This window comes from Halomicrobium zhouii (assembly GCF_900114435.1).
Classification (GTDB): Archaea; Halobacteriota; Halobacteria; order Halobacteriales; family Haloarculaceae; genus Halomicrobium; species Halomicrobium zhouii.
Map to the genome: position 1 here is coordinate 1,045,374 of NZ_FOZK01000001.1, position 25,802 is coordinate 1,071,175.

The following is a 25,802-nucleotide window of genomic DNA, read 5'->3' on the forward strand; positions in this document are numbered from 1 at the left end:
CTCCGTCATTGGTCGCCTCCGAACTCCCTGTCGCCCTGTATCTTCGACGCCTGCGGCCCCCGCTGGTCCTGGTACTTCGACCCGCGCTCGCTCCCGTAGGGGCGGTCGGCGGGGGTCTTGAGTTCCGTGAACGTGAGCTGCGAGATGCGCATGCCGGGCGTGAGCGCAACGGGTGCCGTGCCCAGGTTCGAGAGTTCGAGGGTGATCTGGCCCTTGTAACCGGGGTCGCACAGACCGGCAGTCGCGTGCACGACGATTGCCAGGCGACCCAGCGACGAGCGGCCCTCGACGTGAGCGATGAGGTCGTCGGGAATCTCGACGCGCTCGTGGGTCGTCCCGAGCACGAAGTCGCCGGGATGGAGGATGTACTCGCCGTCCTCGTCGACGACGGTCTTCTCGGTGTACTCCCCGGTCTCCTGTTCGGAGTTGGGGTGGATACAGGGGATGTTGGCGTGCTGGAACTCCAGGAACTCCCGCCCCAGCCTGAGGTCGACGCTCGCGGGCTGGACCTGGATGTCGGGGTCCGAGAGCGGCTCGACGACGAGGTCGCCGTCCTCGAGCCGCCGGAGGATGTCCGCGTCCGAGAGTATCATACGCCAATCACGGACGGGGGGCAGTGAAAGGTTTCCGTTCTCCGGGCTCGGGCGGCGTCGTCGGCGCGACGCGAGGGGTCGTCGGGCCGGGGCGTCGGAGTCGTCGGGCCGGGGCGTCGGAGTCGTCGGGCCGGGGCGTCGGAGTCGTCGGGACCTCGGAGTCGTCGCTCGCCGATTCACTCGCAGCACGGCACGGCGTTCACCTGGGAAACGGTGGGAGGTGTGCGTGGTCGAACCAGAACTCCTCGACCGCCTCGGCGAGTTCGACGAAGTTGGCCGGGTCGGTCGGCTTCGTCAGGTAGGCGTTGGCGTCGGCGTCGTAACTCCGCTCGACGTCTTCGGGCGCCTCGGAACTCGTGAGCACGACGACCGGGAGCCGTCGCAGGCGTGCGTCGGCCCTGATCGCTTCGAGGATCTCGTGGCCGTCCCTCCCCGGCAGGTTCAGGTCCAGGAGGACGATGTCCGGGAGGTCGTGGTCGTCCGTCCGCGCGGCGCGCGTCAGTCGTTCGAGCGCGTCGTCACCGTGCTGAACGACGGCGATGGCCGTCTCGCCCGGCGTCTCGCTGAACGCCTCTCGGGTGAGACGGACGTCACCGAGGTTGTCCTCGACGAGTAGCACGTCGATCGGTCCGTCGGTCGTGCGGTTGCTGATCTGTGTCGACATGGTGGCGGAACGAGTGTAGAGAATGTGATGCGCCCGACCGTTCCACCGGCAGGCCCTGCGACGCTGTGACGGCGCACAGTGTAACTGAACTCGTCGTGTCTCCCCCTAGTGGTCTCACTCACTTAAGCAGGCGGTGAAACCACTTAGATCCGCCGTCGCTCGCTCGAGGCCGCGAACCGCGAGTCCGTCGACAGGGGTGCCGGCGACGTCCCCGAGTGCGACGCTCCCTGCTCCACGAGGGATGCAGCGGGCCGGCCGACGACCTGCTCGTCGGCGAGGTGTCCGTTCGGGGCTTTCAGACCACTCTCCGGGCTCTCTGTGGCGCTCCCCGTGCCCCGACTCCGGTCCGGGAGAACCCGGCGAAAAGCGGGGGAGAGGCCAGCCCTTTATCCGTGGGACTCCCAGCCGGAGGTATGAAGCAGGCCATCGTCGCCAGGTCCGACCTCGGAATGGGGGCGGGTAAACTGGCGGCACAGGTGGCTCACGCCTCGCTGATGGCCTTCGAGGACGCCGACAGGCAGGCCCGATCCGACTGGAAAGGGCAGGGCCAGAAGAAGGTGGTTCTCAAGGCCAGCGGGGAGAGCGAACTGTTCCGGCTCGCGGACAAGGCGGAGTCGGAAGGCCTGCCACACGCTATCGTCAGGGACGCCGGCCACACCCAGCTCGAGCCGGGCACCGTCAGCGCGCTGGCCGTCGGGCCGGCGGCGGACGACCTGGTCGACGCCGTGACCGGCGACCTCTCGCTGTACTGATAGCGGATCGCGCGACCCGCCGTCTCGCGTGCGACGAGCACACAAGGGATATAAACACCCATCCCTAACCCAGGGTGAACACCAACGAATCTATGCAAGGACAGAACCAACAGCAGGCGTATGACCGCGGGATCACTATCTTCTCGCCGGACGGACGTCTCTACCAGGTCGAGTACGCGCGAGAAGCCGTCAAGCGCGGGACCGCCAGCGTCGGCGTCCGCACCGCGGACGGCGTCGTGTTGGCCGCGGACCGTCACGCCCGCTCGCCGCTGCTCGAACGCGACAGTATCGAGAAGATCCACAAGGCCGACGACCACGTCGGCATCGCCAGCGCCGGTCACGTCGCCGACGCCCGCAAACTCATCGACCTGGCGCGGCGCCAGGCCCAGGTCGAACAGCTCCGGTACGGCCAGCAGATCGGCGTCGAGTCGCTGACCAAGGAGGTCACCGACTTCATCCAGGAGTACACCCAGACCGGTGGCGCGCGCCCCTTCGGCGTGGCGCTGCTGCTCGGCGGTATCGAGGACGGCGAACCGCGCCTCTTCGAGACCGACCCCTCCGGGACGCCCTACGAGTGGCAGGCTGTCGCCATCGGCGGCGACCGCGAGGAGATCCAGTCGTTCCTCGAGGAGGAGTACACCGAGGAGATGGATCTGGAATCCGGCATCGAGCTCGCGCTCGAGGCCCTCGGCTCGGTCAGCGAGGACGGACTCGACGCGTCCGGCGTCGACATCGCGACCGTTGACGTCGAGTCCGAGCAGTTCACGTCGCTCACCGAGGACGACGTCGCCGAACGCGTCGACGAGTTCGACCTCGAGGGTGAGGACGATGAGTGAGTTCACTGAGGACCCGTACGCGCCCGAGCTCGGCTCGTTCGAGGACCTCCCCCAGAACCCGCAGGCCGGCAACGACGAGGACACCGTCAACAAGACGGGGACGACCACCGTCGGCATCGCCGTCGAGGACGGCGTCGTCATCGCGACGGACATGCGCGCCTCGCTGGGCGGCCGGTTCGTCTCGAACAAGAACGTCCAGAAGGTCGAACAGATCCACCCGACCGGCGCGCTGACCCTCGTGGGCAGCGTCGGCGGCGCCCAGTCGTTCATCCGGACGCTCCGGTCGGAGGTCGACCTCTACGAGGCCCGGCGCGGCGAGGACATCAGCATCGACGCACTGGCCACGCTCGCGGGCAACTTCGCCCGCGGTGGCCCCTTCTTCGCCATCAATCCCATCCTCGGCGGCGTCGACGACGAGGGCAGCCACGTCTACAGCATCGACCCCGCCGGCGGCGTCATGAAGGACGACTACACCGTCACCGGGTCCGGGATGCAACTCGCCTACGGCGTGCTCGAGGGCTCCTACGAGGAGGGGCTCTCGATGGACGAGGCGGAGACGCTCGCGGCCCAGGCCGTCTACGCGGCCACCGAGCGCGACACCGGCTCCGGCAACGGCGTCTACCTCGCGCTCGTCACCGACGACGGCGTCGACATCACCGGCTACGACGACTTCGACGACGTCCTGTAGGCACCGCTTCCGTCTCGTATTCTCGACGTCCGTTTTCCGCTCGTACGACCGCTGAAGAACAGTGTACAGCGACTGGTATCTGTCGAGTGCCGTCTGGCACTCGCGTCAGCTCACATCCCCGCGACGATACCGGCGACCTCGATGATCCCGGTGTAGAGGACGTACGCCAGGACGAGGACGACGGGGATCCGCAGTATCCAGATCCACGCCGTCGTCAGGGTCTCGCCGCCGGGCATGCCCTTCTGGAGCTCTTCGCGGGCGCCGCTGGCGTAGAACCAGCCGCCGAAGATGGCCAGCAGGAGGCCGCCGCCGATCAGGAGGATCCGGTTCGCGATGGCGTCGTACAGCGTGAGGTAGTCGAGGCTCATCGCCGTCGGGACGCCGACGAGGAAGATGACCGCCGCGATGGCGACCGTCGCCGGTTTCCGGTCGACGTCGAAGGTGTCGATGGTGAAGGAGACGATCACTTCGAGGATGCTGAAGGCGCTGGTCAGCGCCGCGAGGAACAGCATCGCGAAGAAGACGAAGCCGACGACCTGTCCGGCGGGGAGGCTGCCGAACGCGCTCGCCAGGCCGACGAACGTGGTCCCGACGCCGCCGGTGCCCGGGTCGACGCCCTGGGCGAAGAGGAACGGGAACACCGCCAGGCCGGCCAGGATCGCGATCGAGGTGTCGACCACGACGATCAGCAGGCTGTCGCGGAGCATGTTGCGGTCCTCGCCCAGGTAGGAGGCGTAGGTGATCATCACGCCCATCCCGAGCGAGAGCGTGAAGAAGGCCTGACCGGCGGCGTCGGGCAGCAGGGCGATGGCGTCACCGACGAGCGTGCTCAGGTCGGGCGAGAGGTAGTAAGCGTACCCCTCGCTCGCGCCCGAGAGCGTCGCGCCGTAGGCCGCGAGGAGGACCAGGAGGCCGACGACGCTCGGGATCATCACCTTCGCCGCGCGTTCGAGGCCGTCGCGCACGCCGAAGGAGACGATAGCCGCGACGATGGCCATGAACAGCAGGTCGTAGGCGAGGGCGTTGGTCCCCTCCGCAGCGGAGCCGAAGAACGCCTCGGCGTTACCGGCGTAGCCGCCCGTGAGGCTGCCGACCATGTACTGGATGACCCACCCGCCAACGACGCTGTAGTAGGACAGGATCACGAACCCGGCGAGGGCCCCGATCGCCCCGATGAACTTCCAGGTGGGCGCGCCGATCTCCGGGAACGCGTCCACGACGTTCTGTTTCGACTCCCGTCCGATAACGAACTCGACCAGCATGACGGGGAGCCCGATCACCGCGACCAGGAAGAGGTACGCGACGAGGAACGCCGCGCCACCCGACTCCGCCGTCAGGAACGGGAATCGCCAGATGTTGCCGAGCCCGACCGCGCTCCCCACCGCGGCCAGGATGAAGCCGATGCGTGTCGCCCACGTCTCTCGTATCGCCATAGCACCCTGTGGCACACAGACGCACAAATAATTTTCGAGACATATGGCTGAAAACTGATCGTTCGAGCGCCACTTTATGCCGACAGCGGGCCTCCTACCTCGCTTCCCTCTGGTGTAAAATCCGCTACCTGTTTCGCCACTGCCTGGTCGGTCACCGGTTTCGTGGTCCCGGACGGAGTCGGTCTCCGGTGCTGGCGCGTCGCTGGCATCGCTACGTCTTTACGCGTTCCGGGGCGACCAACGGACGACAGGATGCGCGAGGCACACCCCATCGAGCAGGCGGTCGGGATGGACTACTACGTCAGCGACGCCAAGGGGACGGGTGGCCGTCTACGCGCCTCGCCCGAGGACTTCCGCGTCACCGAACTGGAGGCCTTCGACGTCCAGCCGGTCGACGCGGACCCGGGCGGCTACCAGCACCTCGTCCTCCGCGCGACCCTGCGCGGCTGGGACACCAACGACTTCGCCGGCCGGCTCTCGGACGGCCTCGGCATCTCCCGGGAGCGCGTCTCCTGGGCCGGGACGAAGGACAAGCGCGCTGTGACGACGCAGCTGTTCTCCGTCGACGGCGTCGACCCCGACGACCTGCCGGAAATCAGCGACGCCGACGTCGAGGTGGTCGGCCGCGCCGGCCGTCCCGTGCTCTTCGGCGACCTGGCGGGCAACGCGTTCGAGATCACCGTGCGCGACGTCGAGCGCCCCGACTCAGTGGACGCCATCACTGAGGACCTCCGCGAGTTCGCCGGCCTCGCGACGGGGAACGGCGACGACGGCGATGCGGGTGGAGCAGCGGCCGACGAGGTGACCGTCGCCGTCCCGAACTACTTCGGCCAGCAGCGCTTCGGTAGCCGGCGGCCGGTCACCCACGAGGTCGGTCTCGCCATCGTCCGCGAGGACTGGGAGGGCGCCGTGCTGGCCTACGTGGGCCGACCCCACGAACGCGAACCCGAGGCGACGCAGGAAGCCCGAGCCTACGTCGAGGAGACGAGGGACTGGCAGGGCGCCATCGACCGCTTCCCGCGCGCGCTCGGGTACGAACGGTCGATGTGCCATCGCCTCGTCGAGAACGGCGGCGAGACGCCCGAGGACTTCCGGGAGGCCCTCGAGGCCGTCCCGACGAACCTCCAGACAATGTTCGTCAACGCCGCCCAGTCGTACGTCTTCAACCGGGTCCTCTCGGAGCGCCTGGAACGGGGGCTCCCCTTCGACCGGCCGGTCGCGGGCGACGTGGTGTGTTTCTCTGACGCCGATGCTCCCGAGGGCCTGGCCCTCCCAGACACCGACCGCCTCCAGCGCGTCGACGAGAACCGGATCCGGACCGTCGAGCGCCACTGCGAGCGCGGGCGGGCGTTCGTCACGGCACCGCTCGTCGGCACCGAGACGGAACTCGCCGACGGCGAACCGGGCGAGATCGAGCGCGCGGTGCTCGAGGAAACCGGCGTCGAGCCCGGCGACTTCGCGCTCCCCGGCGAGTTCGAGTCGACGGGGACGCGCAGGGCGATCCAGGTCCGGACCGACCTGGCCGTCGAGCGCGAGAGGACCGACGCGGTTCGCTTCTCGTTCGCGCTGCCGAAGGGGAGCTACGCGACCGTCGTGCTACGGGAGTACCTGAAGCGGGACCCGGAACACCTCGGCTGAACTGGTACGCGGGGCTGGACCGAGACGCGTTCGTCCCCCGCGGGCACGCTCGAACGACCGGGTCGGTGCGATCGGACGCCGGGTGCGGATCGCGTCCCTATCACGTTTGAGACTGAGGGGCAACGCTTAGCAGGCCCTCCGTCGTGGATCCGACGAATGGGAGCAGTCCGATCGCAGGTTCGGATGGCTGTCGACGCTGCGGACACGACCAGCGCCACAGTGACGAGCGGCGCCCTCGCGGCGGTCCTGGCCGCGTTCGGCATCGTCCAGTGGGTCGTGTTTCCAGCGCGCGAGACGCTCTTCCTGGTCGGACCGGCGTTCGAACTGGTCGGCGTCCTCGCGGCCGTCGCCGGGCCGTTCGTCTTCGACTTCGTCCGGTCCGACCGGCGACTCTACCGCGCGCTGCTCGCCGGCTGTACGCTGTTCGGCGTCTCGATGACGACGGCGATGCTGTTCGACCTCGTCGCCCAGCCCTTCGCCTTCAGATTCGTCTTCCAGGGCGTCACCCTGGGCCTTGCGGGCGTCAGCTTCCTCTACGCGGTGGGCCGATGGATCGAACGGGTCGAGGAGCGCAAGGCGGAACTCGAGCGGCAAAACGAGCGCCTCGACGAGTTCGCCGCGGTCGCCAGCCACGACTTGCGGAGCCCGCTCCAGGTCGCTCACGGGAGCCTGCTGGCGGTCCGGGAGGACGGCGACGAGGCGGCACTGGACCGGCTCGAACGCTCGATAACCCGGATGGACACCATCGTCGACGACGTGTTACAGTTCTCCCGGATCGCCAACGAGTCGATCGACCGGGAGTCGGTCCAGCTGTCCGCGGTGGCGACCGAGGCCTGGGAGTCGGTCCAGGCCGACGAAGCGACGCTCCGGATCGAATCCGACGGCCGCGTACCGGCCGACCCGCGCCTGCTCCAGCAGGCCCTGGAGAACCTCTTTCGCAACGCCATGGACCACGGCGGCGACGACGTTACCATCTGGATCGGCGCCACCGCCGACGGGTTCTACGTGATGGACGACGGGCCGGGCATCGACTCCGACCAGCGCGACCAGGTGTTCGACTCGGGCTACTCCGGCGGCGCCAGCACCGGGCTGGGACTCGCCATCGTCAGCCGCATCGTCGAGGCCCACGGCTGGTCGATCAGGACCGTGACCGGGCACGACGGTGGCGCGCGCTTCGAAGTTCGAACCGAGTGACTGTGGCTGCGGTCGTGTCGCGCGACCAGGGCGCTCGACGAGGCGCCGACGGCCGCCAGAAAACGAATTCCGCGGTTACGGCTCACGCAATTCGGGAACGATAGTCGCTTGCTCGCCGTAGCGATGCGTGACCGGACCTCAGTCGTCGCCGTTGACCTCTGCTTCCAGCATCTCGACCTTGGCGACGCGTTCGGCGTGGGCGTTGTGCTGGTGGATCGATTCGTCGTTCGACTGTTCCATCCTGACGATGGCGTCCTCGGGGAGCTGGGGGAACCGGTCGACGACGCCCTCGGCCATCGCACGCACGCAGTCTTCGACGAACTTGGCGTTCTTGTGGGACTCGTAGGTCATGTGGTCCTCGTCGGGGCGCTTGGCCAGGTTGTAGATGCGCGCGCTCATGGAGTCCCGGGCCACCTCGATGACGTCGTCGAGGTCTACCGGTGGCGACCCCTCGCTCTCTATGGTCAGCGTGGCGTGGCCGCGCTGGGAGTGGCCCGGCTGGGGGACCTCTTCGAGGAACGAGTCGATGGTCTCGTCGTCGACGTCGAGGCCCTGGAGCGTCTCGCGGGCGCGGGCGGCTGACATCCCCTGCGAGCAGGGGCAGACCGTCATCCCGGTGACGCGGGCACCGATCTCCTCGCTGGTGCCGTCGTCGTCGGCCGTCGCCGAGGCGATGATGTCGGCGGTCGACTGTGTCTGCATGCCGGATTCGGGGGTCTGCTCGCGGGTGACGTACTCCGCCTCCATGCTCACCTCCGCGCGGGTGGTGTAGTCGTGTTTCTCGAGGAGGCGCTCGGCGGCCTCGCCGCAGACGTCCTCGACGCCGGAGACCTCCTCCTGGACGGCGGCCTCCAGCGTCTCGTCGATGACCTCCATGTTGCGGCTCATGTCGGCGCCCTTCCGCCAGGACGGCAGGTCGACGAAGACGGAGAACTCGGCCATCAGGACGATGGGACGCTGGTCCTCGCGACCGATCTTGACCAGCTTCTCGACGCCGGTGACGCCGACGCGGTTGAGGCCCACGGTCACGTCGGGACTCGAGGCCTGGACGTCCGGCAGTTGCTGACTCATTGGATAGCCCTAGAGCGGATCGGTGGTTAGTGCTTTCGAAAGCACCTGCGACGGGGACCGAGCGGGCGTCGACGCGATCACTCGCCGCCCGACGGCGACGGGTCCTGCGTGTCGAAGTCACGCAGCAACACCTCGTAGTCGTCCTCGTCGAACCCCGCGACGATGCGGTCGAGTTCCGCCCGGTGGGCCTCGAGTTCGGCCCGGAGCTCCCGGAACTCCTCGCTCTCTTCCAGTTCGGCGTCCGTCTTGGTCGCCTGTAAGGCGGCGTGTTTCGAGGACAGTGCGTAGAACGTTCGGACGTGGGACTCGTAGGCGGCGCAGGTGAGCAACCGTTCGACGGTGTCGAACAGGTCCTCGCCGGTCGCCGGCTTCACCAGGTAGTCGTCGAACGGCATGTCGATGATGTCGAAGTCCGGGTCGATGGCGGTCACCATCGCGACCCGGGCGTCCAGCCCGCGCTCGCGGATCTCGCGCAACACGTCCCCACCGGCGAGTTCTGGCATCCGCCGGTCGAGGAGCACCACGTCGACGTCCGGCGTCAGCGCGTCGAGGGCTTCGTGGCCGCTGTAGGCCGTCGACACCTCGTACCGGTCGGAGAGCTGCGCGGCGTAGGCGTCGGCCACCTCCCGCTCGTCGTCCACGACGAGGACCTGCGCGCGGTTCGTGCCCGTCATTGGACTACCTATGCGAAAAGAGTTTTAAAAGCATTGCGGGGATTGGTAACACATACCGACACTCGGCCTGGCTGTCGTCCGCCGCCCGACCGACTGTCACGGCTGTCGTCTGCCGCCCGACAGACTGTCACCGCCGCTCACGCTCCGACGAGATCGTCGTACCGGGCGCCGGTCTGTTTCAGCGTCGCGGTCGAATACAGGCGCTCGTGGTCGAACGGCAGGTGTTCGCCCGCGAGTTCGTCTATCTTCTCGTCGACGGCGGCCGCTTCCCGGCCGTGGATCATCGTGAACAGGTTGTACGACCACTCCTGGTCGGGCCGGCGCGGCCGGTGATAGCACAGCGTCACGAACGGCAGGCGGCCGACGGCCTCGCCGCGCTCGTCGAGTTCGTCGTCCGGGACGTCCCAGACGACCATGCAGTTGCTGTCGAACCCGGTCGCGACGTGGTTGACCACGCAGCCGATGCGCTTGATACAGCCGCCGTCGAGCAGTTTCCGGATCGATTCGAGGACCCCGTCGACCGGTGCACCGACGCGCTCGGCGATGTCTGCGTACGGCGTGGTCGAGAGCGGGAACCCCTCCTGGACGGCGAGCAGAACCTTGCGGTCGAGCGCGGAGAGGTCGGCGACCGACGCCTCGCTGATCCGGGTCGCCTCGACGTCTGTCGCCTGGAGCGATTCGCGTGCGAACCGGTCCCCGTTGACGACGGGGAACTCCAGGTCGATGTAGTAGTCTGTCAGCATCGGGAGGTTCAGGACCTCACAGCCCGTCTCGGCCGCTATTTCGTCGAGGATCCGGTCGCGCGTGGCCCGGTCGGCCGCGGTCACGACGAACCACATGTTCCACTCGTGGTCGCGGGCGTAGTTGTGGTTGACCTGCGGGTGGGCGTTGATCGTTTCGGCTATCTCGTCGAATCGGTCGGCGGGCGCCTGGACGGCCGCGAGCGTCGACGACCCGATGACGGGCGGGTTGAGGACCGGCCCGAACCGGCGGACGATGCCGGCGTCGATCAGGCTCGCTATCCGGTCTACCACGTCCGCCGCGTCGATTCCAAGTTCGGCACCGACGGCGTCGAACGGTCGCTCTTCGACGGGGAGGCCGCTCTGGTAGCCGTCGACGAGCGCGGCGTCGACGTCGCCGATTCCCTCGCGCCAGTCGTCCGACCGGAGACTCATTCGACCGGATTTCGGCAGGGACGGATGTACGGTTTTCGCTTTGCGCGAAACGGGACCTGGGCATCGGAAACGCTACTATCAGCGTTCATTTCTCACTGCATTCTGCGACTCGACTACCGGGGACAGAGCGTGGATGTATCGCACTCGCTATCGACCTACCCGTGGCTGGTAGAAATGCCGTGCTGAACACACGGTATGTCTCTCGAGTATACAGCCGAACAGACACGTAGCCAATGACAAATCCTCTTGTCACCGGGAGTGGTTCTTCATTTTATGTCCGACGATTTTCCGCTCCCGAATGACCTGCCTGAACCCGAAGACGATCGGGAAGCCGACCATCTTCAAGGAATAGAGATGCCCGAGGTCTCACTCCCGACGACCGACGGCACGATAGTTGACCTTCAGGAACTCTCTCCTCGAACGATTATCTACATCTACCCGATGACGGGGCGCCCAGACAAGGACGTGATACCAGAAGGGTGGGAAGCTGTGCCGGGTGCCCGTGGCTGTACTCCCGAGTCCTGCAGTTTTCGTAATCAGTACGACGACCTCCGGAACAACGGAGTCGGAGCGGTGTTCGGACTGTCTACGCAGACGAGTGAGTACCAGCGCGAAGCTCGTGACCGCTTGCACCTCCCCTTCGAAATGCTCAGCGATGCAGAGTGGGAGTTGACGAATGCACTCGACTTGCCGACGTTCGCTATCGGGGGAGAGAATTATCTGAAGCGGCTGACCTTGGTAGTCACTGGTGGGCATATCGAACACGTCTTCTACCCAGTTTTTCCACCAGACGAACACGCGAACGAGGTTCTGGAGTGGGTGACGGAAACACCATTGCGCGATTCACCGAGTTGATAGCCGTGTAGCTCAGCCACGATAAGTCGAGTACGACGTTCTTACCGCGATCGAACCGTTCAGTATCTATTCGCTATCCCTCCCTTCCCTCTGGAGCGAGTAGCGCCCCTGGGTCGAGCCGCTTCGCGCGAAACGGGAGCCTTTAGACGCGCGCAGTCGAATCCCCGGCCATGGCACGAGCGACTCGCGAGTACGGCGACTGGCCGCTCAAGCGGCTCATGACGGAGGTCGTCGGCTCGGGACACAAGTCCGCCGACGACATGAACAGGGAGCAGGCCCGCGACGCGTTCCAGCGCATCCTCGACGGCGAACCCGACCACACGACGCTCGGTGCGTTCTGGCTCGCCAACCGCTGGAAGCGCAACACCCCCGAGGAACTGGCCGCCTTCGTCGACGTGATGCGCGAGGAGAGCGTCGAGGTGGCGGCACCCGAAGCCGACCCGGTCGACTGCGGTGCAAACTACGACGGCAAGGGCCGGTCGGCGATTCTCGGCGTCGCGGCCGGTGTCGTCGCCGCGGCCGCCGGCACCCCCGTCGTCGTCCACTCCGGCGACCGCGTCCCGACCCAGAAACAGGACGCCTACAAGCACGTCCTCGACGAGCTGGGCGTGATGACCGACCCGTCGCCCCGCGAGAGCGCGGAGATGGTCGACGAAGTCGGCTTCGGCTTCTACTACCAGCCGGCGTTCAACCCCGGCGTCACCGACCTGTTCGAACGCCGCGACGCGATGGGCGTCCGCACCTTCGTCAACACGATGGAGACGCTGGCCAACCCCGCCGACGCCGCCGTCCACCTCGGCAGCTTCTACCACCTGGCCTTCGCCAAGCGGATGATCCGGACGTTCCAGGCCTGCGAGAGCCAGACCGTCGAGCGCGCGCTGTTCTTCCAGGGGATGGAGGGGTACGACGACATCCGACCGGGGTCGACCGTCGTGGCCGAGTGGCCCTCCGAGGACCCCGAGGCCGACGACGAGAACATCTTCGACTTCGAGATCCGCACCTCCGAGTACGGTGTCGACCTCGAGAGCGCGGACCTGGAAGTCGACGACGTCGCGGCGGACTCGGCCGAGATCACCGAGGCCGTCGTCGCCGGGGAGACGACGGACTGGTTCGACGACGACGACGCGTTCGAGGACGCCGTCGCGCTGAACGCGGCGCTGCGCATGTACGCCCGAGAGGACGTCCCGTCGCTCGACGAGGGGATGGAACAGGCCCGCGCCGTCGTCGCCGACGGGAGCGCGGCCGACGTGCTCGCCGACCTCAAAGACTTCTGAGGACGAGGACCCTGACGCGGGGAAAGACCCTTCTTTCGCTCGTGTGAATTCGAACACATGAGTGGCGCCACCGCCAGCGGCCGGTGGGCAGACGAGGGGTCCTGGAACCACGGGACGGTCCGCGCCAGCGACGTCGCCCTCCACTACGTCACCGCGGGTCCGGTGGACGGCGATCTGGTCCTCCTCCTCCACGGCTTCCCCGAGTTCTGGTACTCCTGGCGCGAGCAGATTCCGGCCCTCGCCGAGGCGGGGTACCGCGTCGTGGCGCCGGACCTGCGGGGCTACAATCGCTCCGCGAAGCCCGAGGGCGTCTCGGCATACGCCCTCGATAAGCTCGTGGCGGACGTGGTGGGGCTGATCCACGCGTTCGGCCACGAGTCGGCCCGCGTCGTCGGCCACGACTGGGGCGGCGTCGTCGCCTGGCAGGTCGCCAGCGACCGACCGGACGTGGTCGACCGACTCGGTGTGTTGAACGCGCCCCATCCCACGGCGTACGAGCGGGAACTGCGGTCGTCGCTCTCACAGATTCGTCGCTCCTCGTACGCCTTCTTCTTCCAGATCCCGTGGCTTCCGGAGTGGTCGCTCCGCCGGGACGACTTCGCCGCGCTGGAGGACCTGTTTCGGAAGCAACCGGTGCGCCGGGACGCGTTCACCGACGAAGACGTCGAGCGCTACAAACGCGCGTTCGCCCGCCCGGGCGTGCTGACGGCCGCGATCAACTACTACCGGGCGCTGTTCCGTCGGAACGCGTGGCTGACGCTCGTCCAGGGCGGCGTCGGGGACCAGCGCGTCGCGGTGCCGACGCTGTTGCTGTGGGGATTGCGGGACCAGGCCCTCTCTCCATCGCTCACCGAGGGACTGGAGCGGTGGGTGCCCGACCTGCGGGTCGAACGCTACCCGGATGCGAGCCACTGGCTCCCGGTCGACGCGCCGGAACGGGTCAACCAGGAGTTAGTCGGGTTCCTGTAGGGGCGAGCAGACGGTACTCCGCCTTCGTCGGCCGACGCACCGTGCTATCGCGACCCGGCCGACTGCGCGAGTCAGGTCACGGACGGCTGTGGTCCCGTCACCCCACTTCAACCCCCGGACGTCCACCGCCAGGGTTTTGCCCGGCGCTCGCGTCTCCCCGTCCATGAGTGACCTGACTGCGACGATCCACACGTCCGAAGGCGACATCGAGGTCGAACTGTTCGACGAGAAGGCACCGCGCACGGTCGAGGCGTTCGTCGACCACGCCACCGAAGCGGCGGACTACGACGAAGCCTCGATCGGCCCCGGCGAAGGCGCCTGGGAGGACCCGGAGAGCGGCGAGAAGCGGACCGACCCGCTGTACGACGGCGTGGAGTTCCACCGCGTCATCGAGGACTTCATGATCCAGACCGGCGACCCCGAGGGGACCGGCCGCGGCGGCCCGGGCTACACCTTCGAGGACGAGTTCCACGACGACCTGACCCACGACTCGGCGGGCAAGCTGTCGATGGCGAACCGGGGCCCGGACACCAACGGCTCGCAGTTCTTCATCACGCTCGACTCGACGCCCCACCTCGACGGCAAGCACGCCGTCTTCGGCGAGGTCACGGACGGCATGGACGTCGTCGAGGAGATCGGCGCCACGAGCACCGACATGAACGACCACCCGACGTCGCCGATCACCATCGAATCGGTCGAGATCCACGACTGAGCCGCCGGCGGCTTTTTTCAGACTGTACTGTCGTCCGGCAACTCTCGGCCGAAGAAGCGCACTTAACTGCCAGGGGTCCCGAGAGTCGCGTATGGCAGACGAGGACGGTCCCGTCGACCCGAGCGAATTCGGGTCCGCGGACGCGCCGCCGGTCGAGGACAAGCCCTACAAGATCATCTTCGAGGCCAACAAGTGCATCGGCGCCGGCAAGTGCGCCGAGGTCTCCGACAACTGGGAGCTGAGTCTCGACACGGGCATCGCCGCGCCGAAGACCTACTTCGTCGGCGAGGCGGACCTCGACGACGAGATCAGTGCAGCAGAGGTGTGCCCGGCGAAGAAGGACCGTGGGGTGATCCACGTCGTGGACCGGCGGACGAACGAGGAGATAGCGCCCGACCCCGACGGCGACGGGACGCTCTCGGTCGACTGGTGAGAAAGCGGCGGGTGCGGTGCGTTCACGCCTCGTCGTCGCCGAACGTCTCGTAGCGGGGGAAGAACTTCCCGGGGTCGTCGTGACGTGCTTGCGCGACGACGGTTCCGTCGAGGAACCGGACCACGGTGTTCACGTGGCCGGCCTCGTGGGCGTGTTCGACGAGCGGGCGGGCCCTGCGGAGTTCGAACTGGTTCGAGACGAGGACGGCCGTCTCCGCCTCGGGGTCGAGCAGGGCGGTGACGGAGAAGACGCGACCGTCGACGAGCGTCCGGTAGACGTCGTATCGCGGGAAGTCGGCGGACTCGACGGCGTCACCGATGGCTTCGGCGTCGCTGTCGGGCACGATGTGGGTCAATCCCCAGTACCCCTTCCCGTGGGATGGCGTCACTGCTGCGGTGTGGCCAGCGGCCGTGACGAGCGTCTCCCACCCCTCGTCCTGGAACTCCTCCTCGAGGGCCCACATGTCGTCCAGCGTCCGCTGCCAGGCGTTCGCGTGCACCTCGCTACTCGCGGCGAGTCGCTCGGCTTCGTCCACGCTCTCCCCGTCGATATCGGGGGCGTCAGTCATAGATAGTGAGTGAGGCTTCTCGCCGTAAAGGCTGTCGCTTAGCCGACCGTCGGGACGCCCACGCCGAGGACAGCTTCCAGGCCGAAGGAGACGGCCCATGACAGCGTGCCCGCGAGCAGGAACCGCCCACCGTCTGAGAGGTGGTCTGACGGCGCGGGGTCGAACCAGGCGACGGGCGGGAGGCGACCGACCAGTCCGCCGAGTCCGTCGTCGGCCCGCGAGTTCCCGACCCCGAATCGCGGGTTCTCCCGGCCGGCCGGTGGCGGTCGGAGCTTCACGGTCCCGACGCCGATGAGCAACAGGCCGACGAGAAAGAGGAGCCACTTGAGTCCGACCAGCGACCCGGTCGCCAGCAGCCCGACCGGCGTGCAAACCGCGACGACGAGCGCCGTCAGGACGACGGCGTACTGGACCCCGTCGACCGCCTTGATCCAGAGCCGACGCCCGCTCCTCATCGGCCGGCGTAGTCCCCGTAGCGCTCTTCGAGGACGGGACCCACCTCGTCGTAGGCCGGGTCGTGACGGTGGCACATCGAGACGCGCCCGCCCTCGTCGACGTCGTAGTACGCCGGGCTGGTCGCGTCACACTCGCTCCCGAAGGCGTCGAGCAACCGTTCGAGGGCGTCCTCCTCACGGTTCTCCCGGAGGTGGTCGGTCACGTCGACGAGGGGGCCACGGACGTCACGCGGCAACGCGTCCATCACCGCCTCGAACGACCGCTCTGCTGTCGCATCGGGCGTCCGGTCGAGGCGGCCGAACGCCTCCACGACGATGTCCTCGACGTCGGAGAAGCGCGTCTCCATCCCCAGCACCTCCCTCGCTCGCTCGCGTAGCGACCGTTCGGCCCGGCCGCGCTCGCGGACGATCCGGTGGAGGTCGTCGATGGCTGCCCAGGTCTCGTCGTCGAGATGGTCGAACTCGTCGGGGCGGATCTTGGCCGGGCATCGCGTCGAGAACGGACAGCCCGTGGGCGGGTCCCGTGGCGACGGCGGCGTTCCGCGCAGCGTGATCGGGTCCGACTCGATGGTCGGGTCCGGTTCCGGAATGGCCGACAGCAGCGAGTGCGTGTAGGGGTTCGCGGGCTCGTCGAAGAGGGCGTCGGCCGCACCCAGTTCCATCACGTTGCCGAGGTACATCACCGCGACCCGGTCGCAGATGTGGCGGACCACCGCGAGGTCGTGGGCGATGAAGAGGTACGTCAGCCCGAACTCGTCCTGCAGGTCCTCGAGCAGGTTCAGAATCTTCGCCTGGACGGAGACGTCCAGCGCGCTCACCGGTTCGTCCAGGACGACGAACTCCGGTTCGAGCGCGAGCGCCCGCGCGATGCCGACGCGCTGGCGCTGACCGCCCGAGAACTGGTGTGGATACCGAAAGTAGTGTTCGCGCTGCATCCCGACTCGCTCCAGCAGCTCCCTGACGTGGGCCCGCCGGACCTGTGACTTCGAGGGGATCAGTTCGACGTCGACGGTCGTCGTCGACCCGCTGTCCACGTCGACGGCCAGGTCCTCGGGACCGATCGGAAGCGAGTCGCGGACCGCCACGTCGGCGTCGTCGTCGCTGACCGTGACGGTGACGTCGACGTCGCGCCCGCTCTCCGTCGGATCGGCTGCCTCCGCGTCGCCGGTGACGGTCGCGTCCGAGGCGCCCGCGACGCGGACGGTGAGCGTCGGCCAGTCGTGGACGTCGAGCGGTTCCCGGACGATCTCGCCGACGGTCATCCGGTCGTTCAGTGACGACTCGGGGTCCTGGAAGACGATCTGGGCGTTCCGCCGCCAGCGCTTGAGTTCGCTCCCGCTGAGCGAGGTGACGTCGCGCCCGTCGAACAGCACCTCTCCCTCGGTGGCGGCCTCGAGGTGGACGAGCGTCCGCCCGAGGGTCGTCTTGCCACAGCCGGACTCGCCGACGAGACCGAGCGTCTCGCCCCGTCGGATGTCGAAGTCGACGCCGTCGACGGCCTTGACGGGCGTCCCGGTGAGCGAGCCGGCGTCGTAGTACTTCTTCAGTCCGTTCACCTCGACGAGGACGTCTTCCTCGCGAGCCGACTCGTCCGATTCGACGACTTGTGTCATTGTTCTTCCTCCGGTGGGGTGTTCTCGTCGACCAGCTGGTCGTCGCCGTCGCCGGTCCGCTCCGCCTCGGTCTGGCGCTCCTCGTGGATAGCCCGCGCTTCCTCCTGGGGGACGTCGTCGGGGTAGAGCAGGCAGGCGGCGGTGTGTTCGACGTCCTCCTCGCCGACGTCGACGTGGGCCGGGTGGATGGCGTCGCACTCGTCGAAGGCCTTCGGACAGCGCGGGGCGAACCGGCAGTACGTCGCGGGGCCGTGGGGCGTCGGGACGTCGCCCTCGATGGACTGGAGCCGCTCGTCGGCGTCGCCCCGGCCCGGGATCGATTCGAGCAGGCTCTGCGTGTAGGGGTGTCTCGGGTTGGCGAACAGTTCCTCGACCGGCGCCTTCTCGACGAACTCGCCGGCGTACATCACGTTCACCCGGTCGGCGACCTGGGCGATGACGCCCATGTCGTGGGTGATGAAGACGATGGCCAGGTCCTCGGCCGCCTGGATGTCGTTGAGTAGCTCCAGGATCTGGGCCTGGATGGTGACGTCGAGGGCGGTCGTCGGCTCGTCGCAGATCAGCAGATCCGGGTCACAGGCCAGCGCCATCGCGATGACGGCTCGCTGGCGCATCCCGCCGGAGAACTGGTGGGGGTACTCCGTGAGCCGGCGGCGGGCGTCCGGGATGGAGACCGCCTTCAGTAGCTCCGCGGCCCGGTCGGTCGCGGCCTGACCGGTGAGGCCCTGGTGAAGTTTCAGCGCCTCCTTGATCTGGTTCCCGACGGTGTAGACGGGGTTCAGCGAGGACAGCGGGTCCTGGAACACCATCGCGATGCCGTCCCCGCGCACGTCGCGGTACTCGTCTTCGGTCTTGCCGACGAGTTCCTCGCCGCGGAACCGGATCGACGACCCGTCGAGGAGCCGCCCGGGGTCGTCGACGAGGCCCATTATCGACCGGGCCGTCACCGACTTCCCGGAGCCGCTCTCGCCGACGATGCCCACCGTTTCGCCGGGGTGGACGTCGAAGGAGACGTCGTCGATGGCCCGGATGACCTCTTTGTCCGTGTGGAACTCGGTCCGGAGGTGCTCGACTGACAGGACCGGCTCGCTCGCGGCCCGTTGCCGGCGCGGCTGCTGGCTCATCCGCCACCACCTCCGGCTGCGACGCCGGCGTCGGTGGCACTGGCCTCGGCCTCACCGCCCGCAGATTGCTGCGGGTCGATGGCGTCGCGGATGCCGTCGCCCAGGGCGTTGAACGCCGTCACCACGGCGACGACCAGCAGGCCCGGGATCATGGCGATGTGCCAGGACTGGGTCGCGATGAACGGCTGGCCGAGACTCACCGCGCGACCCCACTCGGGCGTCGGCGCGTCGATACCGATGCCGAGGAAGGACAGCGCCGCCGTCCCGATGATGACGCCGCCGAGCGTCATCGACGCGTAGACGAGCAGGTAGCCCACGACGTAGGGGAGCATGTGTTTGCGCATCGTCGCGCTCGGGCGCTGACCGAACGAGCGCGCGGCGTCGACCCACTCCTCGGTCGACACCTGGAACGCGGGGCCGCGGACGGCCCGCCACAGCGCCGGCCACCCGGTCAACCCGAAGATGAGCGCGATGAGGAGCCCACCGTTGTAGATCCCCTCCAGCCAGTGGCCGTTGAACACGGCCATCGCCAGTATCAGCAGTAACAGCTGCGGGATCGACATCACCGAGTCGCCGACGATGACCACCGCGAGGTCGACGAGTCCCTTGTAGTAGGCCGTCGTCATGGCGAACACCGTCGCGAACGCACCCATGATCCCCATCGACAGCAGGCCGATGAACAGCGAGACGCGGGCGCCGTACATCATGAAGGTGAACAGATCCTTCCCGTTCGGCATGGTCCCGAACGGGTGAAACCGGTCGAAGTCGTCGTACTGCCAGAGGCCGATGTTGTCGTCTCCGGCCCCCTGCGAGGCCGACTGGCTGTTAGCCTCGCCGACGAACACCGTCTCGACGCTGCCGGTCTCCTCGTCGAAGTACTGCATATCGTAGCTGTAGGGGTTCTCGATGTTCTCCTCGGCCAGCGCCGGGGAGAGCGTCGGCGCGAACACGGCCATGATGACGAACGCCAGCACGACGACGAGTCCGAACCGCCCCCACGAGTGCGAGCGGAACCGGCGGACGACGTCGTCGGTCGGGGTCCAGTCGGCCTGCCGGTAGTGCTCGCGGTAGAGCCGGTAGCCGTAGAGGACCCAGCCGATCAGCACGCCCACGTAGGCGTAGACGAGCGTAAATCGGATCAGCCAGGCGACCATCGGTTCGAGCCCGAGGAACGTGTTCGTCCAGGGGCCGTTCGCGCCCGTGCGCCACCCCTGGTTCGGGATGGTCTCCCGTGAGAGCAGCGTCGGAATGGCCTCGGCCGCGGCCTTCGCGCTCTCGATCTGGGCCATTCCGGGGTTGCCGAAGGGCCAGGCTTTCACCATCCCCTGTACCAGCACGACTGCCAGTTCGACGAGCGCGCCGGCTTCGAGCGCGACCAGTGCGAGGAGCACCGCGACCCACACCGCTGCAGGCCGCTGGTTCTCCCGAATCCGTGTCCGCAGCGATCGGTGAACGGCGTGTTCGGTACCAGTCATCAGTTCTCCTCGTAGCCGACTCTGGGGTCGATTATCGTGTACAGGAAGTCCTGCAGGACGTTCAGCGAGAGCGTCAGCAGGATGAATATGAAGGCGAGTGAGCCGACCAGCGGCAGGTCACCCTTGGTGGCGGCGGTGAAAAACAGCTGGCCGAGCCCGTTGATAGCGAAGATGTACTCGACGATCACCGACCCGCCGATGAGCAGGAACGCCTCGGCGGTGATGATCGGGATCAGCGGGATGAGCGCGTTCCGGAAGACGTGCTTCCAGACGATCGAGCGTGCGGAGACGCCCTTGGCCCGCGCCGTCTCGACGTAGTTCGAGTTGATCGTCTCGAGGACGGCGGTCCGGCCGATTCGCATCTCGTTCCCCATCGAGGACGACCCGAGCACGATGGCCGCCGGCAAGATCTGTTTTGTCGCGCCGAGCAACTGGTCGAACGCGCGTCCGGGGTCGGACAGGAACATGCCGGGGTCCGTCAGGAAACCCAGGTTGGGCGCGGTGACGACGTTCGTCGGGACGACCAGCTGCTGCCAGCTGAAGCCGAACAGCTGCTGTGAGTTCGACAGCACCGCGACGAGGATCACCGCGAGCCAGAAGTTCGGCATCGCCCGCCAGACGATCCCGCCGAAGGATGCGGTGTAGTCGCCCCACGTGTTCGGGTTGAGTCCCGCGTAAAAGCCCAGCGGGATCCCCACGAACAGGGCGATCAGCACCGACCAGAAGCCGAGCCAGAGGGTCCGCGGCGCGCGCAGGGCGATCACCTCGTAGACGCTCGTCTCAGGGTAGATGACCCACGACTGGCCGAGATCCAGCGTCAGCAGGCCGGCCATGAAGTCGACGTACTGTTGCCACAGTGGGACGTCCACGTACCTGACCTCGCCGTCGACCCTGACCGCGCGTTCGATTCCGAGGTCGACGGCGACGTCGTGGTAGCCGGCGGGGTTTCCCATCCCGACGATGGCACGCGCCGGATCCAGCGGGCCGGCGCGGACGATCAGGAACACGATCGACATCGCCAGCAGCAGGATGGGGACGGTCAGAACGAGTCGTTGCAGAAAATACTTCCATCTACTCATGTGTTAGGATAGTTTACAAGAGCCGGGGTGTGGTGTGGTATCACGTATGAATTCTCGTCGCTATCGTATATTCACTGCGATCCGGCGAACGTCGGAGCGTCGTCGGCGCGGCCGGACGTCACTGACCGGTGGACGGCCGACAGCGCGCACGGGTGACCGACCGCGCGGGTGAACGGCGACGCGTCCGGTCCCGCTGGACCGGCGTCACTCCTTCGTGGTGGTGTAGTGGGTCTGTCGCGAGATCCCCATCCCGCCGAACGGTTCGACGGAGACGTTGTCCCCGTAGAACCGCTCGGTGGCGCCGTGGACGATGTTGATCAGGACCACGTCCTCCCAGTTCGCCTCTTCGAGGTCGACGTACGCCTCGGCGCGGGTCTGGGCGGCCTCGTCGCTCGGGTCGAGGTTGTTCGAGATCGTGTCCCAGGCCTCCTGGGCCTGCGTCTTGGCGTCGGTGTCGATCTCGCTCCAGTTCGTGTACGTCAGCGCGGACTGCCCCAGTTCCGCGACGTCGGTGTACTCCGGGGCCATCAGCTGCACGAAGTTGTCCGGGGCCGGCCAGTCGGCGATCCACCCGAGGGTGTAACACTGCAGGTTCCCCTGTTTCCCCTTCTCGATGATGGTCGCGAAGTCGGTCGGTTCCACGCTGGCGTTGATGTGGGCGGCCGAGAGCTTGTCGCGCAGACCGCGGACCATCTCGGTGAAGATGCCCTGGTAGGAGTTGATCGTCAGCTCGTACTGGTTGTCCGGGCCGTACCCGGCCTCCTCCATGACCTGCTTCGCGTTCTCGATCTGGCTCTCGGCGATGCCGTAGGGGTAGTTCTCCTCGACGTGCTGGTCGTAGGCCTCGGCTCCGCCGGGGTAGATGGCGGGCGGCGTGAGGTGGTACGCCACCGGCTGGCGTTTCTTGAACGTCGAGTTGGCGATCTCCTCGCGATTGACCATGTACGCGACCGCCTTCCGGACGGCCGGCTCCGTGTTCGAGACGTCGAAGGCGATGTAGTAGGTCCCGATCTCCGGCGTGCGGAGGTAGTTGACCGTCTCCCCGTTCAGGCTGCCCGAGGAGATGGGCCCGTACGTCCCCATCTCCTGGCCGGCCTCGGTCGTCTCTTCGACCGACACCTTGGACGGGTCGTAGTACTGGGTCGGTATCTTCAGGAGGTCGGCGTTCCCGTTCGTCGCATAGCGATACTGGGGCTCCGGTTTCTCGATGATGGCCCAGTTGATCGCGTCGAGTTTGGGCTGGTCGTCGCGACGGAAGTCCTCGAACGCGGTCACCTGGGCGGAGTCGCCCTGTTCCCAGAAGTCGAGGACGAACGGGCCGGTCCCGTAGGAGTCGCTGGTGGCGATCGTCTCCTGGTCGACCTCGCCGTCGTAGCCCTCGATGTCGCCGACGATGCCCTCGGGGTGGATGGCGAAGTTCCCGTACGCGAGCATCTGCATCGTCGCGTGGAACGGCCGCCGCAGGGTAAAGGACACCTCGTAGTCGCTCGTCGCCTCGACCTGCATCGACCCCGGCTGGTACTCGTCTCCCGTAGAGTACGCCTCGCCGTTCTGGTTTTGCGCCTCGACCCCCATGGAGTCGAGGATGAAGTACGCTCGCTCCGATGCGGGCGAAGCCGCCAGCCGCTCCCAGGAGTAGACGACGTCCGACGCCGTCAGTTCGCCCATGTCGTTGTGGTACTGGACCCCTTCCTGGAGCGTGAACGTGTACTCCAGGAAGTCGTCGCTGGTCTCGTACCCCGTCGCGAGGTTCTGCTCGACCTCCGGGTTCGCGTTCGGATAGGTCATCAGCCCCTCGTAACACTGGTTCGCGACGATACCGCTCGCAGTGTCGGAGATGGCTACCGGGTCCAGCGACGTCATCGTCCCGGTGTTGATCATGTTCAGCGTGGTACCGGCGTCACCGCCGTCACCGCCGTCACCACCGTCTCCGCCGGTGGTCGTGTCGGTACTATCGGCCGGGGTCGAATCGCCGCTGCCGCCGCCGTCACAGCCGGCCAGTACTGAGGCCCCTGCGACGCCGCCGGTGCCCTTCAGGAAATCTCGTCGGGATAGATTGTCTTTATCTAACATGGTTTTTGTTGGCTCACAACATATCGTCAATTGTTGACCCGCCAGTCTCGCCTATCACGTCTTTCAAATTCGTACGGAATAAGCGTGTTGGATGTTACAGTCGCCATTTCACATTGCGTATCTACTTTCCGAATGATGTGTATTGGCCTTTGATCGGTAACGATCGGAAGTGATCATCGATGGCCTCTTTCCGGCCGAGATTCGGCCGGACCGATCGACCGTGAACTGCGGACCGAAAGCGACATTCCGGACGACTGCACAGTTGGTATCGCGCGAGGGTAGCCGAGCCTGGCCAAAGGCGGTGGGCTTAAGACCCGCTCTCTCAGGAGTCCGCGCGTTCAAATCGCGTCCCTCGCACTCTCTCGCTCACGTGCCAGTGAGCCGACGGACAGACGGAGCCGCTATCGATCGCGCTGACGACGGCCTTTTGACGCACACTCACCTATCGAGCGCCAATGACCGACGAGCTACCGGACGCAGTCGCGCAGGCGTTCGACCACCACGACGCCTACGAGCGGACCGAGGACGGATCGTATCGCCTGACGACGACGGTGTTCGACGGCCGCGTCACCGCCGAAGATGCCGAAGAGTGGCGAACCAGTTATACCGTCACCGTGCGCGCGCCGACGCTGCACGCAGCCACCGAGGACGACGTCGGTGACGCCGTCGCCGACGGCTGGTTCGAGACGCTGGAACTCCGCCTGGAAGACGCACCGAAGGCCACGCGAGCGGACGTCGAACTCGACGCGTTCTCGGTCGAACGGGACGGCGAGGACGTCGTGACGACCTACGAGTTCACGCTCGGGAGCGCCGACAGGGCCGCCGACGTGGCCAAGGCCTTCGTCGAGTACGTCGAGGGCACCTACGTCGAAGGAATCGTCCCCGGCTACAGCTACGAAGGCAAGGTCGCCGACTTGGTCAGCGACGCCTCCAGCGGCGGCGGTGAGGGCGAAGTCGGCGGCACGCCGCTGTAGCGGTCGCGGTAATTTCTAGCATACGCGGCGCGAAGCGCCGCGTTTCACCGGAAGCGCGCTCGAAGAGCGCGACTTCCGGGAAGTTTGGAGACTACCGTTTGCGACGAGCGGTGCCCGCAGCAGGCCGGAGGCCTGCGAGGACACCCGAGGTGGTTCGAGAGAGCGAAGCTCTCTCGTCATCACGAAAATCGCGGAGCGATTTTCGAACGAAAGTAAAGTTTAGTCTTCAGTCCATCGCGATGTACGTCTGCGTGTCCTCGATGCCGTCGATGTCCTGGATCTGGGTGGCGGCGACGTCCTTGACCTCGCCGGGTGTCTCGACGTCGACTTTGGCGATGAGGTCGACGTCCCCGGCGACGATGGAGGCCTCGACGACGCCCTCGATGGCCTCGATGTCGCGTTTCAGTCGGTCGGCCTCCCCGGTGTGGGCCTTGACCATGACGTAGGCGACGACCATGTTACACACCCCCCGCGGCCGCCTTGCGGCCGGTCTCGCCGACGACGATGCTGCGGACGTCCGAGAGTGCGTCGAAGTCGGCGAGGACGATCAGGTGGTCACCGAGTTCGAGCGTGTCGTCGTCGGTGGCAAGCCGGGCTGGTTCGCCGTCCTTGCCGAAGGCCATCATCGTCGAGTGGGCGGGGAGTTCGAGTTCGCTCAGCGAGTAGCCCCGGACGGGTGACTGCTCGGTGACGGTGAGTTCGACGAGCTGGAGGTTGTGGGCGACGTCGGCGACGGCGCGGATGCTGCCGCCCAGCAGGGCGTTCTTGGCGGCGATGGCGCCCAGCCGCTCGGGGTAGATCACCTCGTCGACGTCCTCGGCGTAGGTGCGGTAGATCTCCTCGCGGTAGTCCTCGTCGATGCGCATGACCGTGCGACAGCCGTGTTCCTTGGCGATCATACAGGCGACGAAGTTGTCGTTGAGGTCGCCGGTGAGCGCACCGAGCGCGTCCGCGCTGTCCAGGTCGGCCTCGTCGAGGGTCGCCTCCATCGCCCCGTCGCCCTCGATGGCATCGTACCCCTCTTCGCGAGCCCGCGCTACCTTCGCGTCGTCGCTGTCGATGACGACGACCTCGTGCCCGCTCTCGTCGAGGACGCGGGCCGTCCGGAGCCCGACGCGACCGGAACCCACGATAACGAATCGCATGGTAACTGTTACAACCTGGGGGTGGATAAATGTACCCCGAGCGGCGAATCGCCGTGGGGCGGTGGCGGGCAAACCTTTTCGTGGTATCGTGTCACATACTACGTATGGTCACCGCCTTCATCATGATAAAGACCGCCGCGGGGAAGTCTGAAGGGCTCCTGGCGGCCATCCGCGACCACGAGGGGGTCACCGACGCCCACATCGTCGCCGGCCAGTACGACATCATCGCCGAGGCCGCCGGCGACGAGGTGTACGACGTGATGCACTCGGTCGCGACGCGCATCCGCGACCTGGACGGCGTCGCCGACACGCGCACCTACATCTGTCTGGAGTGA

Annotated in this window: 27 protein-coding genes and 1 tRNA gene; 13 read left to right on the forward strand and 15 right to left on the reverse strand. The window is 67.0% G+C overall.

All coding sequences use genetic code 11. From position 1 onward, the window contains the following. Window positions 1–5 precede the first annotated feature (5 nt). Together dcd and BM337_RS04765 are read right to left on the reverse strand one after the other, a co-directional pair. Window positions 6–593, reverse strand: coding sequence for a dCTP deaminase (gene dcd / locus BM337_RS04760; protein ID WP_089814403.1), 588 nt, complete (start codon window positions 591–593; stop codon window positions 6–8). A 199-nt stretch (window positions 594–792) separates the two neighbouring features. Next, the gene (locus BM337_RS04765; protein ID WP_089814406.1) at window positions 793–1,257 is read right to left on the reverse strand and encodes a response regulator; all 465 of its coding nucleotides are present in this window, start codon (window positions 1,255–1,257) and stop codon (window positions 793–795) included. A gap of 413 nt (window positions 1,258–1,670) precedes the next feature. Here BM337_RS04765 and pth2 point away from each other — a divergent pair, with 413 nt between their 5' ends. From pth2 to psmB, 3 genes are all read left to right on the forward strand, one after another. After that, entirely contained in the window at window positions 1,671–2,009 is a 339-nt protein-coding gene (gene pth2, locus BM337_RS04770) for a peptidyl-tRNA hydrolase Pth2 (RefSeq protein WP_089814407.1), read from the forward strand. 92 nt (window positions 2,010–2,101) lie between these two features. Further along, window positions 2,102–2,845 (forward strand): archaeal proteasome endopeptidase complex subunit alpha, encoded by a 744-nt coding sequence (psmA, locus tag BM337_RS04775; RefSeq protein ID WP_089814409.1) that lies wholly within the window; start codon window positions 2,102–2,104, stop codon window positions 2,843–2,845. Beyond that, complete coding sequence (gene psmB, locus BM337_RS04780) at window positions 2,838–3,533, forward strand: archaeal proteasome endopeptidase complex subunit beta (RefSeq protein WP_089814411.1); 696 nt, start codon at window positions 2,838–2,840, stop codon at window positions 3,531–3,533. The genes psmA and psmB overlap by 8 nt, the downstream gene beginning before the upstream one ends. A 110-nt stretch (window positions 3,534–3,643) precedes the next feature. Here psmB and BM337_RS04785 read toward each other — a convergent pair whose 3' ends face one another. Then, window positions 3,644–4,966, reverse strand: a complete 1,323-nt coding sequence (locus BM337_RS04785) for a sodium-dependent transporter (protein WP_089814413.1) — start codon at window positions 4,964–4,966, stop codon at window positions 3,644–3,646. Between the two features lie 252 nt (window positions 4,967–5,218). Here BM337_RS04785 and truD point away from each other — a divergent pair, with 252 nt between their 5' ends. Beyond that, on the forward strand, window positions 5,219–6,604 hold the full coding sequence (gene truD / locus BM337_RS04790; protein ID WP_089814415.1) for a tRNA pseudouridine(13) synthase TruD: 1,386 nt from the start codon (window positions 5,219–5,221) through the stop codon (window positions 6,602–6,604). A gap of 156 nt (window positions 6,605–6,760) precedes the next feature. Next, window positions 6,761–7,798 (forward strand): sensor histidine kinase, encoded by a 1,038-nt coding sequence (locus BM337_RS04795; protein WP_089814417.1) that lies wholly within the window; start codon window positions 6,761–6,763, stop codon window positions 7,796–7,798. A gap of 138 nt (window positions 7,799–7,936) precedes the next feature. Here BM337_RS04795 and mptA read toward each other — a convergent pair whose 3' ends face one another. The 3 genes from mptA to ahbB form a co-directional block, all read right to left on the reverse strand. After that, window positions 7,937–8,869: a GTP cyclohydrolase MptA gene (gene mptA / locus BM337_RS04800; RefSeq protein WP_089814419.1), complete on the reverse strand. Its 933-nt coding sequence runs from the start codon at window positions 8,867–8,869 to the stop codon at window positions 7,937–7,939. 77 nt (window positions 8,870–8,946) lie between these two features. Further along, window positions 8,947–9,543 (reverse strand): HalX domain-containing protein, encoded by a 597-nt coding sequence (locus tag BM337_RS04805; protein WP_089814421.1) that lies wholly within the window; start codon window positions 9,541–9,543, stop codon window positions 8,947–8,949. Window positions 9,544–9,680: 137 nt separating this feature from the next. Beyond that, complete coding sequence (gene ahbB, locus BM337_RS04810) at window positions 9,681–10,718, reverse strand: siroheme decarboxylase subunit beta (RefSeq protein ID WP_089814423.1); 1,038 nt, start codon at window positions 10,716–10,718, stop codon at window positions 9,681–9,683. Between the two features lie 273 nt (window positions 10,719–10,991). Between ahbB and BM337_RS04815 the strand changes: the two genes are divergently transcribed. The 5 genes from BM337_RS04815 to BM337_RS04835 all read left to right on the forward strand — a co-directional run bounded on the left by BM337_RS04815 (window position 10,992) and on the right by BM337_RS04835 (window position 14,961). After that, window positions 10,992–11,573 carry a peroxiredoxin gene (locus BM337_RS04815; RefSeq protein ID WP_089814424.1) on the forward strand — a complete coding sequence of 194 codons (582 nt, stop codon included), beginning with the start codon at window positions 10,992–10,994 and terminating at the stop codon, window positions 11,571–11,573. 170 nt (window positions 11,574–11,743) lie between these two features. Then, window positions 11,744–12,847 carry an anthranilate phosphoribosyltransferase gene (locus BM337_RS04820; protein ID WP_089814426.1) on the forward strand — a complete coding sequence of 368 codons (1,104 nt, stop codon included), beginning with the start codon at window positions 11,744–11,746 and terminating at the stop codon, window positions 12,845–12,847. Between the two features lie 57 nt (window positions 12,848–12,904). Beyond that, the gene (locus tag BM337_RS04825) at window positions 12,905–13,816 is read left to right on the forward strand and encodes an alpha/beta fold hydrolase (RefSeq protein WP_089814428.1); all 912 of its coding nucleotides are present in this window, start codon (window positions 12,905–12,907) and stop codon (window positions 13,814–13,816) included. Window positions 13,817–13,979: 163 nt separating this feature from the next. Beyond that, window positions 13,980–14,528: a peptidylprolyl isomerase gene (locus BM337_RS04830; RefSeq protein WP_089814430.1), complete on the forward strand. Its 549-nt coding sequence runs from the start codon at window positions 13,980–13,982 to the stop codon at window positions 14,526–14,528. 91 nt (window positions 14,529–14,619) lie between these two features. After that, on the forward strand, window positions 14,620–14,961 hold the full coding sequence (locus BM337_RS04835) for a ferredoxin (protein WP_089814432.1): 342 nt from the start codon (window positions 14,620–14,622) through the stop codon (window positions 14,959–14,961). Window positions 14,962–14,983: 22 nt separating this feature from the next. On the opposite strand, the gene BM337_RS04840 is transcribed toward BM337_RS04835, so the two are convergent. The 7 genes from BM337_RS04840 to BM337_RS04870 all read right to left on the reverse strand — a co-directional run bounded on the left by BM337_RS04840 (window position 14,984) and on the right by BM337_RS04870 (window position 23,348). Beyond that, on the reverse strand, window positions 14,984–15,529 hold the full coding sequence (locus BM337_RS04840) for a DUF7529 family protein (RefSeq protein ID WP_089814435.1): 546 nt from the start codon (window positions 15,527–15,529) through the stop codon (window positions 14,984–14,986). Window positions 15,530–15,567: 38 nt separating this feature from the next. Beyond that, window positions 15,568–15,984 carry a DUF7555 family protein gene (locus BM337_RS04845; protein WP_089814437.1) on the reverse strand — a complete coding sequence of 139 codons (417 nt, stop codon included), beginning with the start codon at window positions 15,982–15,984 and terminating at the stop codon, window positions 15,568–15,570. After that, window positions 15,981–17,597: an ABC transporter ATP-binding protein gene (locus tag BM337_RS04850; protein ID WP_089814440.1), complete on the reverse strand. Its 1,617-nt coding sequence runs from the start codon at window positions 17,595–17,597 to the stop codon at window positions 15,981–15,983. Before BM337_RS04850 ends, BM337_RS04845 begins: the two co-directional genes overlap by 4 nt. Continuing rightward, entirely contained in the window at window positions 17,594–18,721 is a 1,128-nt protein-coding gene (locus tag BM337_RS04855; RefSeq protein WP_089814441.1) for an ABC transporter ATP-binding protein, read from the reverse strand. The genes BM337_RS04850 and BM337_RS04855 overlap by 4 nt, the downstream gene beginning before the upstream one ends. After that, window positions 18,718–20,196: an ABC transporter permease gene (locus BM337_RS04860; protein ID WP_089814443.1), complete on the reverse strand. Its 1,479-nt coding sequence runs from the start codon at window positions 20,194–20,196 to the stop codon at window positions 18,718–18,720. The genes BM337_RS04855 and BM337_RS04860 overlap by 4 nt, the downstream gene beginning before the upstream one ends. Continuing rightward, the gene (locus BM337_RS04865; RefSeq protein WP_089814445.1) at window positions 20,196–21,275 is read right to left on the reverse strand and encodes an ABC transporter permease; all 1,080 of its coding nucleotides are present in this window, start codon (window positions 21,273–21,275) and stop codon (window positions 20,196–20,198) included. The genes BM337_RS04860 and BM337_RS04865 overlap by 1 nt, the downstream gene beginning before the upstream one ends. Window positions 21,276–21,479: 204 nt before the next feature. Then, a complete protein-coding gene (locus BM337_RS04870) occupies window positions 21,480–23,348 on the reverse strand; it encodes an ABC transporter substrate-binding protein (RefSeq protein ID WP_089814447.1) in 1,869 nt (622 codons plus the stop codon). Window positions 23,349–23,620: 272 nt separating this feature from the next. Here BM337_RS04870 and BM337_RS04875 point away from each other — a divergent pair. Further along, window positions 23,621–23,705, forward strand: a tRNA-Leu gene (locus tag BM337_RS04875). A 98-nt stretch (window positions 23,706–23,803) separates the two neighbouring features. Continuing rightward, on the forward strand, window positions 23,804–24,322 hold the full coding sequence (locus BM337_RS04880; protein ID WP_089814449.1) for a DUF5813 family protein: 519 nt from the start codon (window positions 23,804–23,806) through the stop codon (window positions 24,320–24,322). A 226-nt stretch (window positions 24,323–24,548) separates the two neighbouring features. On the opposite strand, the gene BM337_RS04885 is transcribed toward BM337_RS04880, so the two are convergent. Both BM337_RS04885 and BM337_RS04890 read right to left on the reverse strand, forming a co-directional pair. Beyond that, window positions 24,549–24,779, reverse strand: a complete 231-nt coding sequence (locus tag BM337_RS04885) for an Lrp/AsnC family transcriptional regulator (RefSeq protein ID WP_089814451.1) — start codon at window positions 24,777–24,779, stop codon at window positions 24,549–24,551. A 1-nt stretch (window position 24,780) separates the two neighbouring features. Further along, complete coding sequence (locus BM337_RS04890; protein WP_089814453.1) at window positions 24,781–25,467, reverse strand: potassium channel family protein; 687 nt, start codon at window positions 25,465–25,467, stop codon at window positions 24,781–24,783. A gap of 104 nt (window positions 25,468–25,571) precedes the next feature. Here BM337_RS04890 and BM337_RS04895 point away from each other — a divergent pair, with 104 nt between their 5' ends. Then, window positions 25,572–25,802, forward strand: coding sequence for an Lrp/AsnC family transcriptional regulator (locus BM337_RS04895; RefSeq protein WP_089814455.1), 231 nt, complete (start codon window positions 25,572–25,574; stop codon window positions 25,800–25,802).

Coding starts and splice junctions, on each gene's coding strand:
- dcd (WP_089814403.1), bottom strand. CDS start 593: ATGATACTCTCGGACGCGGACATCCTCCGGCGGCTCGAGGACGGCGAC.
- BM337_RS04765 (WP_089814406.1), bottom strand. CDS start 1,257: ATGTCGACACAGATCAGCAACCGCACGACCGACGGACCGATCGACGTG.
- pth2 (WP_089814407.1), top strand. CDS start 1,671: ATGAAGCAGGCCATCGTCGCCAGGTCCGACCTCGGAATGGGGGCGGGT.
- psmA (WP_089814409.1), top strand. CDS start 2,102: ATGCAAGGACAGAACCAACAGCAGGCGTATGACCGCGGGATCACTATC.
- psmB (WP_089814411.1), top strand. CDS start 2,838: ATGAGTGAGTTCACTGAGGACCCGTACGCGCCCGAGCTCGGCTCGTTC.
- BM337_RS04785 (WP_089814413.1), bottom strand. CDS start 4,966: ATGGCGATACGAGAGACGTGGGCGACACGCATCGGCTTCATCCTGGCC.
- truD (WP_089814415.1), top strand. CDS start 5,219: ATGCGCGAGGCACACCCCATCGAGCAGGCGGTCGGGATGGACTACTAC.
- BM337_RS04795 (WP_089814417.1), top strand. CDS start 6,761: ATGGGAGCAGTCCGATCGCAGGTTCGGATGGCTGTCGACGCTGCGGAC.
- mptA (WP_089814419.1), bottom strand. CDS start 8,869: ATGAGTCAGCAACTGCCGGACGTCCAGGCCTCGAGTCCCGACGTGACC.
- BM337_RS04805 (WP_089814421.1), bottom strand. CDS start 9,543: ATGACGGGCACGAACCGCGCGCAGGTCCTCGTCGTGGACGACGAGCGG.
- ahbB (WP_089814423.1), bottom strand. CDS start 10,718: ATGAGTCTCCGGTCGGACGACTGGCGCGAGGGAATCGGCGACGTCGAC.
- BM337_RS04815 (WP_089814424.1), top strand. CDS start 10,992: ATGTCCGACGATTTTCCGCTCCCGAATGACCTGCCTGAACCCGAAGAC.
- BM337_RS04820 (WP_089814426.1), top strand. CDS start 11,744: ATGGCACGAGCGACTCGCGAGTACGGCGACTGGCCGCTCAAGCGGCTC.
- BM337_RS04825 (WP_089814428.1), top strand. CDS start 12,905: ATGAGTGGCGCCACCGCCAGCGGCCGGTGGGCAGACGAGGGGTCCTGG.
- BM337_RS04830 (WP_089814430.1), top strand. CDS start 13,980: ATGAGTGACCTGACTGCGACGATCCACACGTCCGAAGGCGACATCGAG.
- BM337_RS04835 (WP_089814432.1), top strand. CDS start 14,620: ATGGCAGACGAGGACGGTCCCGTCGACCCGAGCGAATTCGGGTCCGCG.
- BM337_RS04840 (WP_089814435.1), bottom strand. CDS start 15,529: ATGACTGACGCCCCCGATATCGACGGGGAGAGCGTGGACGAAGCCGAG.
- BM337_RS04845 (WP_089814437.1), bottom strand. CDS start 15,984: ATGAGGAGCGGGCGTCGGCTCTGGATCAAGGCGGTCGACGGGGTCCAG.
- BM337_RS04850 (WP_089814440.1), bottom strand. CDS start 17,597: ATGACACAAGTCGTCGAATCGGACGAGTCGGCTCGCGAGGAAGACGTC.
- BM337_RS04855 (WP_089814441.1), bottom strand. CDS start 18,721: ATGAGCCAGCAGCCGCGCCGGCAACGGGCCGCGAGCGAGCCGGTCCTG.
- BM337_RS04860 (WP_089814443.1), bottom strand. CDS start 20,196: ATGACTGGTACCGAACACGCCGTTCACCGATCGCTGCGGACACGGATT.
- BM337_RS04865 (WP_089814445.1), bottom strand. CDS start 21,275: ATGAGTAGATGGAAGTATTTTCTGCAACGACTCGTTCTGACCGTCCCC.
- BM337_RS04870 (WP_089814447.1), bottom strand. CDS start 23,348: ATGTTAGATAAAGACAATCTATCCCGACGAGATTTCCTGAAGGGCACC.
- BM337_RS04880 (WP_089814449.1), top strand. CDS start 23,804: ATGACCGACGAGCTACCGGACGCAGTCGCGCAGGCGTTCGACCACCAC.
- BM337_RS04885 (WP_089814451.1), bottom strand. CDS start 24,779: ATGGTCGTCGCCTACGTCATGGTCAAGGCCCACACCGGGGAGGCCGAC.
- BM337_RS04890 (WP_089814453.1), bottom strand. CDS start 25,467: ATGCGATTCGTTATCGTGGGTTCCGGTCGCGTCGGGCTCCGGACGGCC.
- BM337_RS04895 (WP_089814455.1), top strand. CDS start 25,572: ATGGTCACCGCCTTCATCATGATAAAGACCGCCGCGGGGAAGTCTGAA.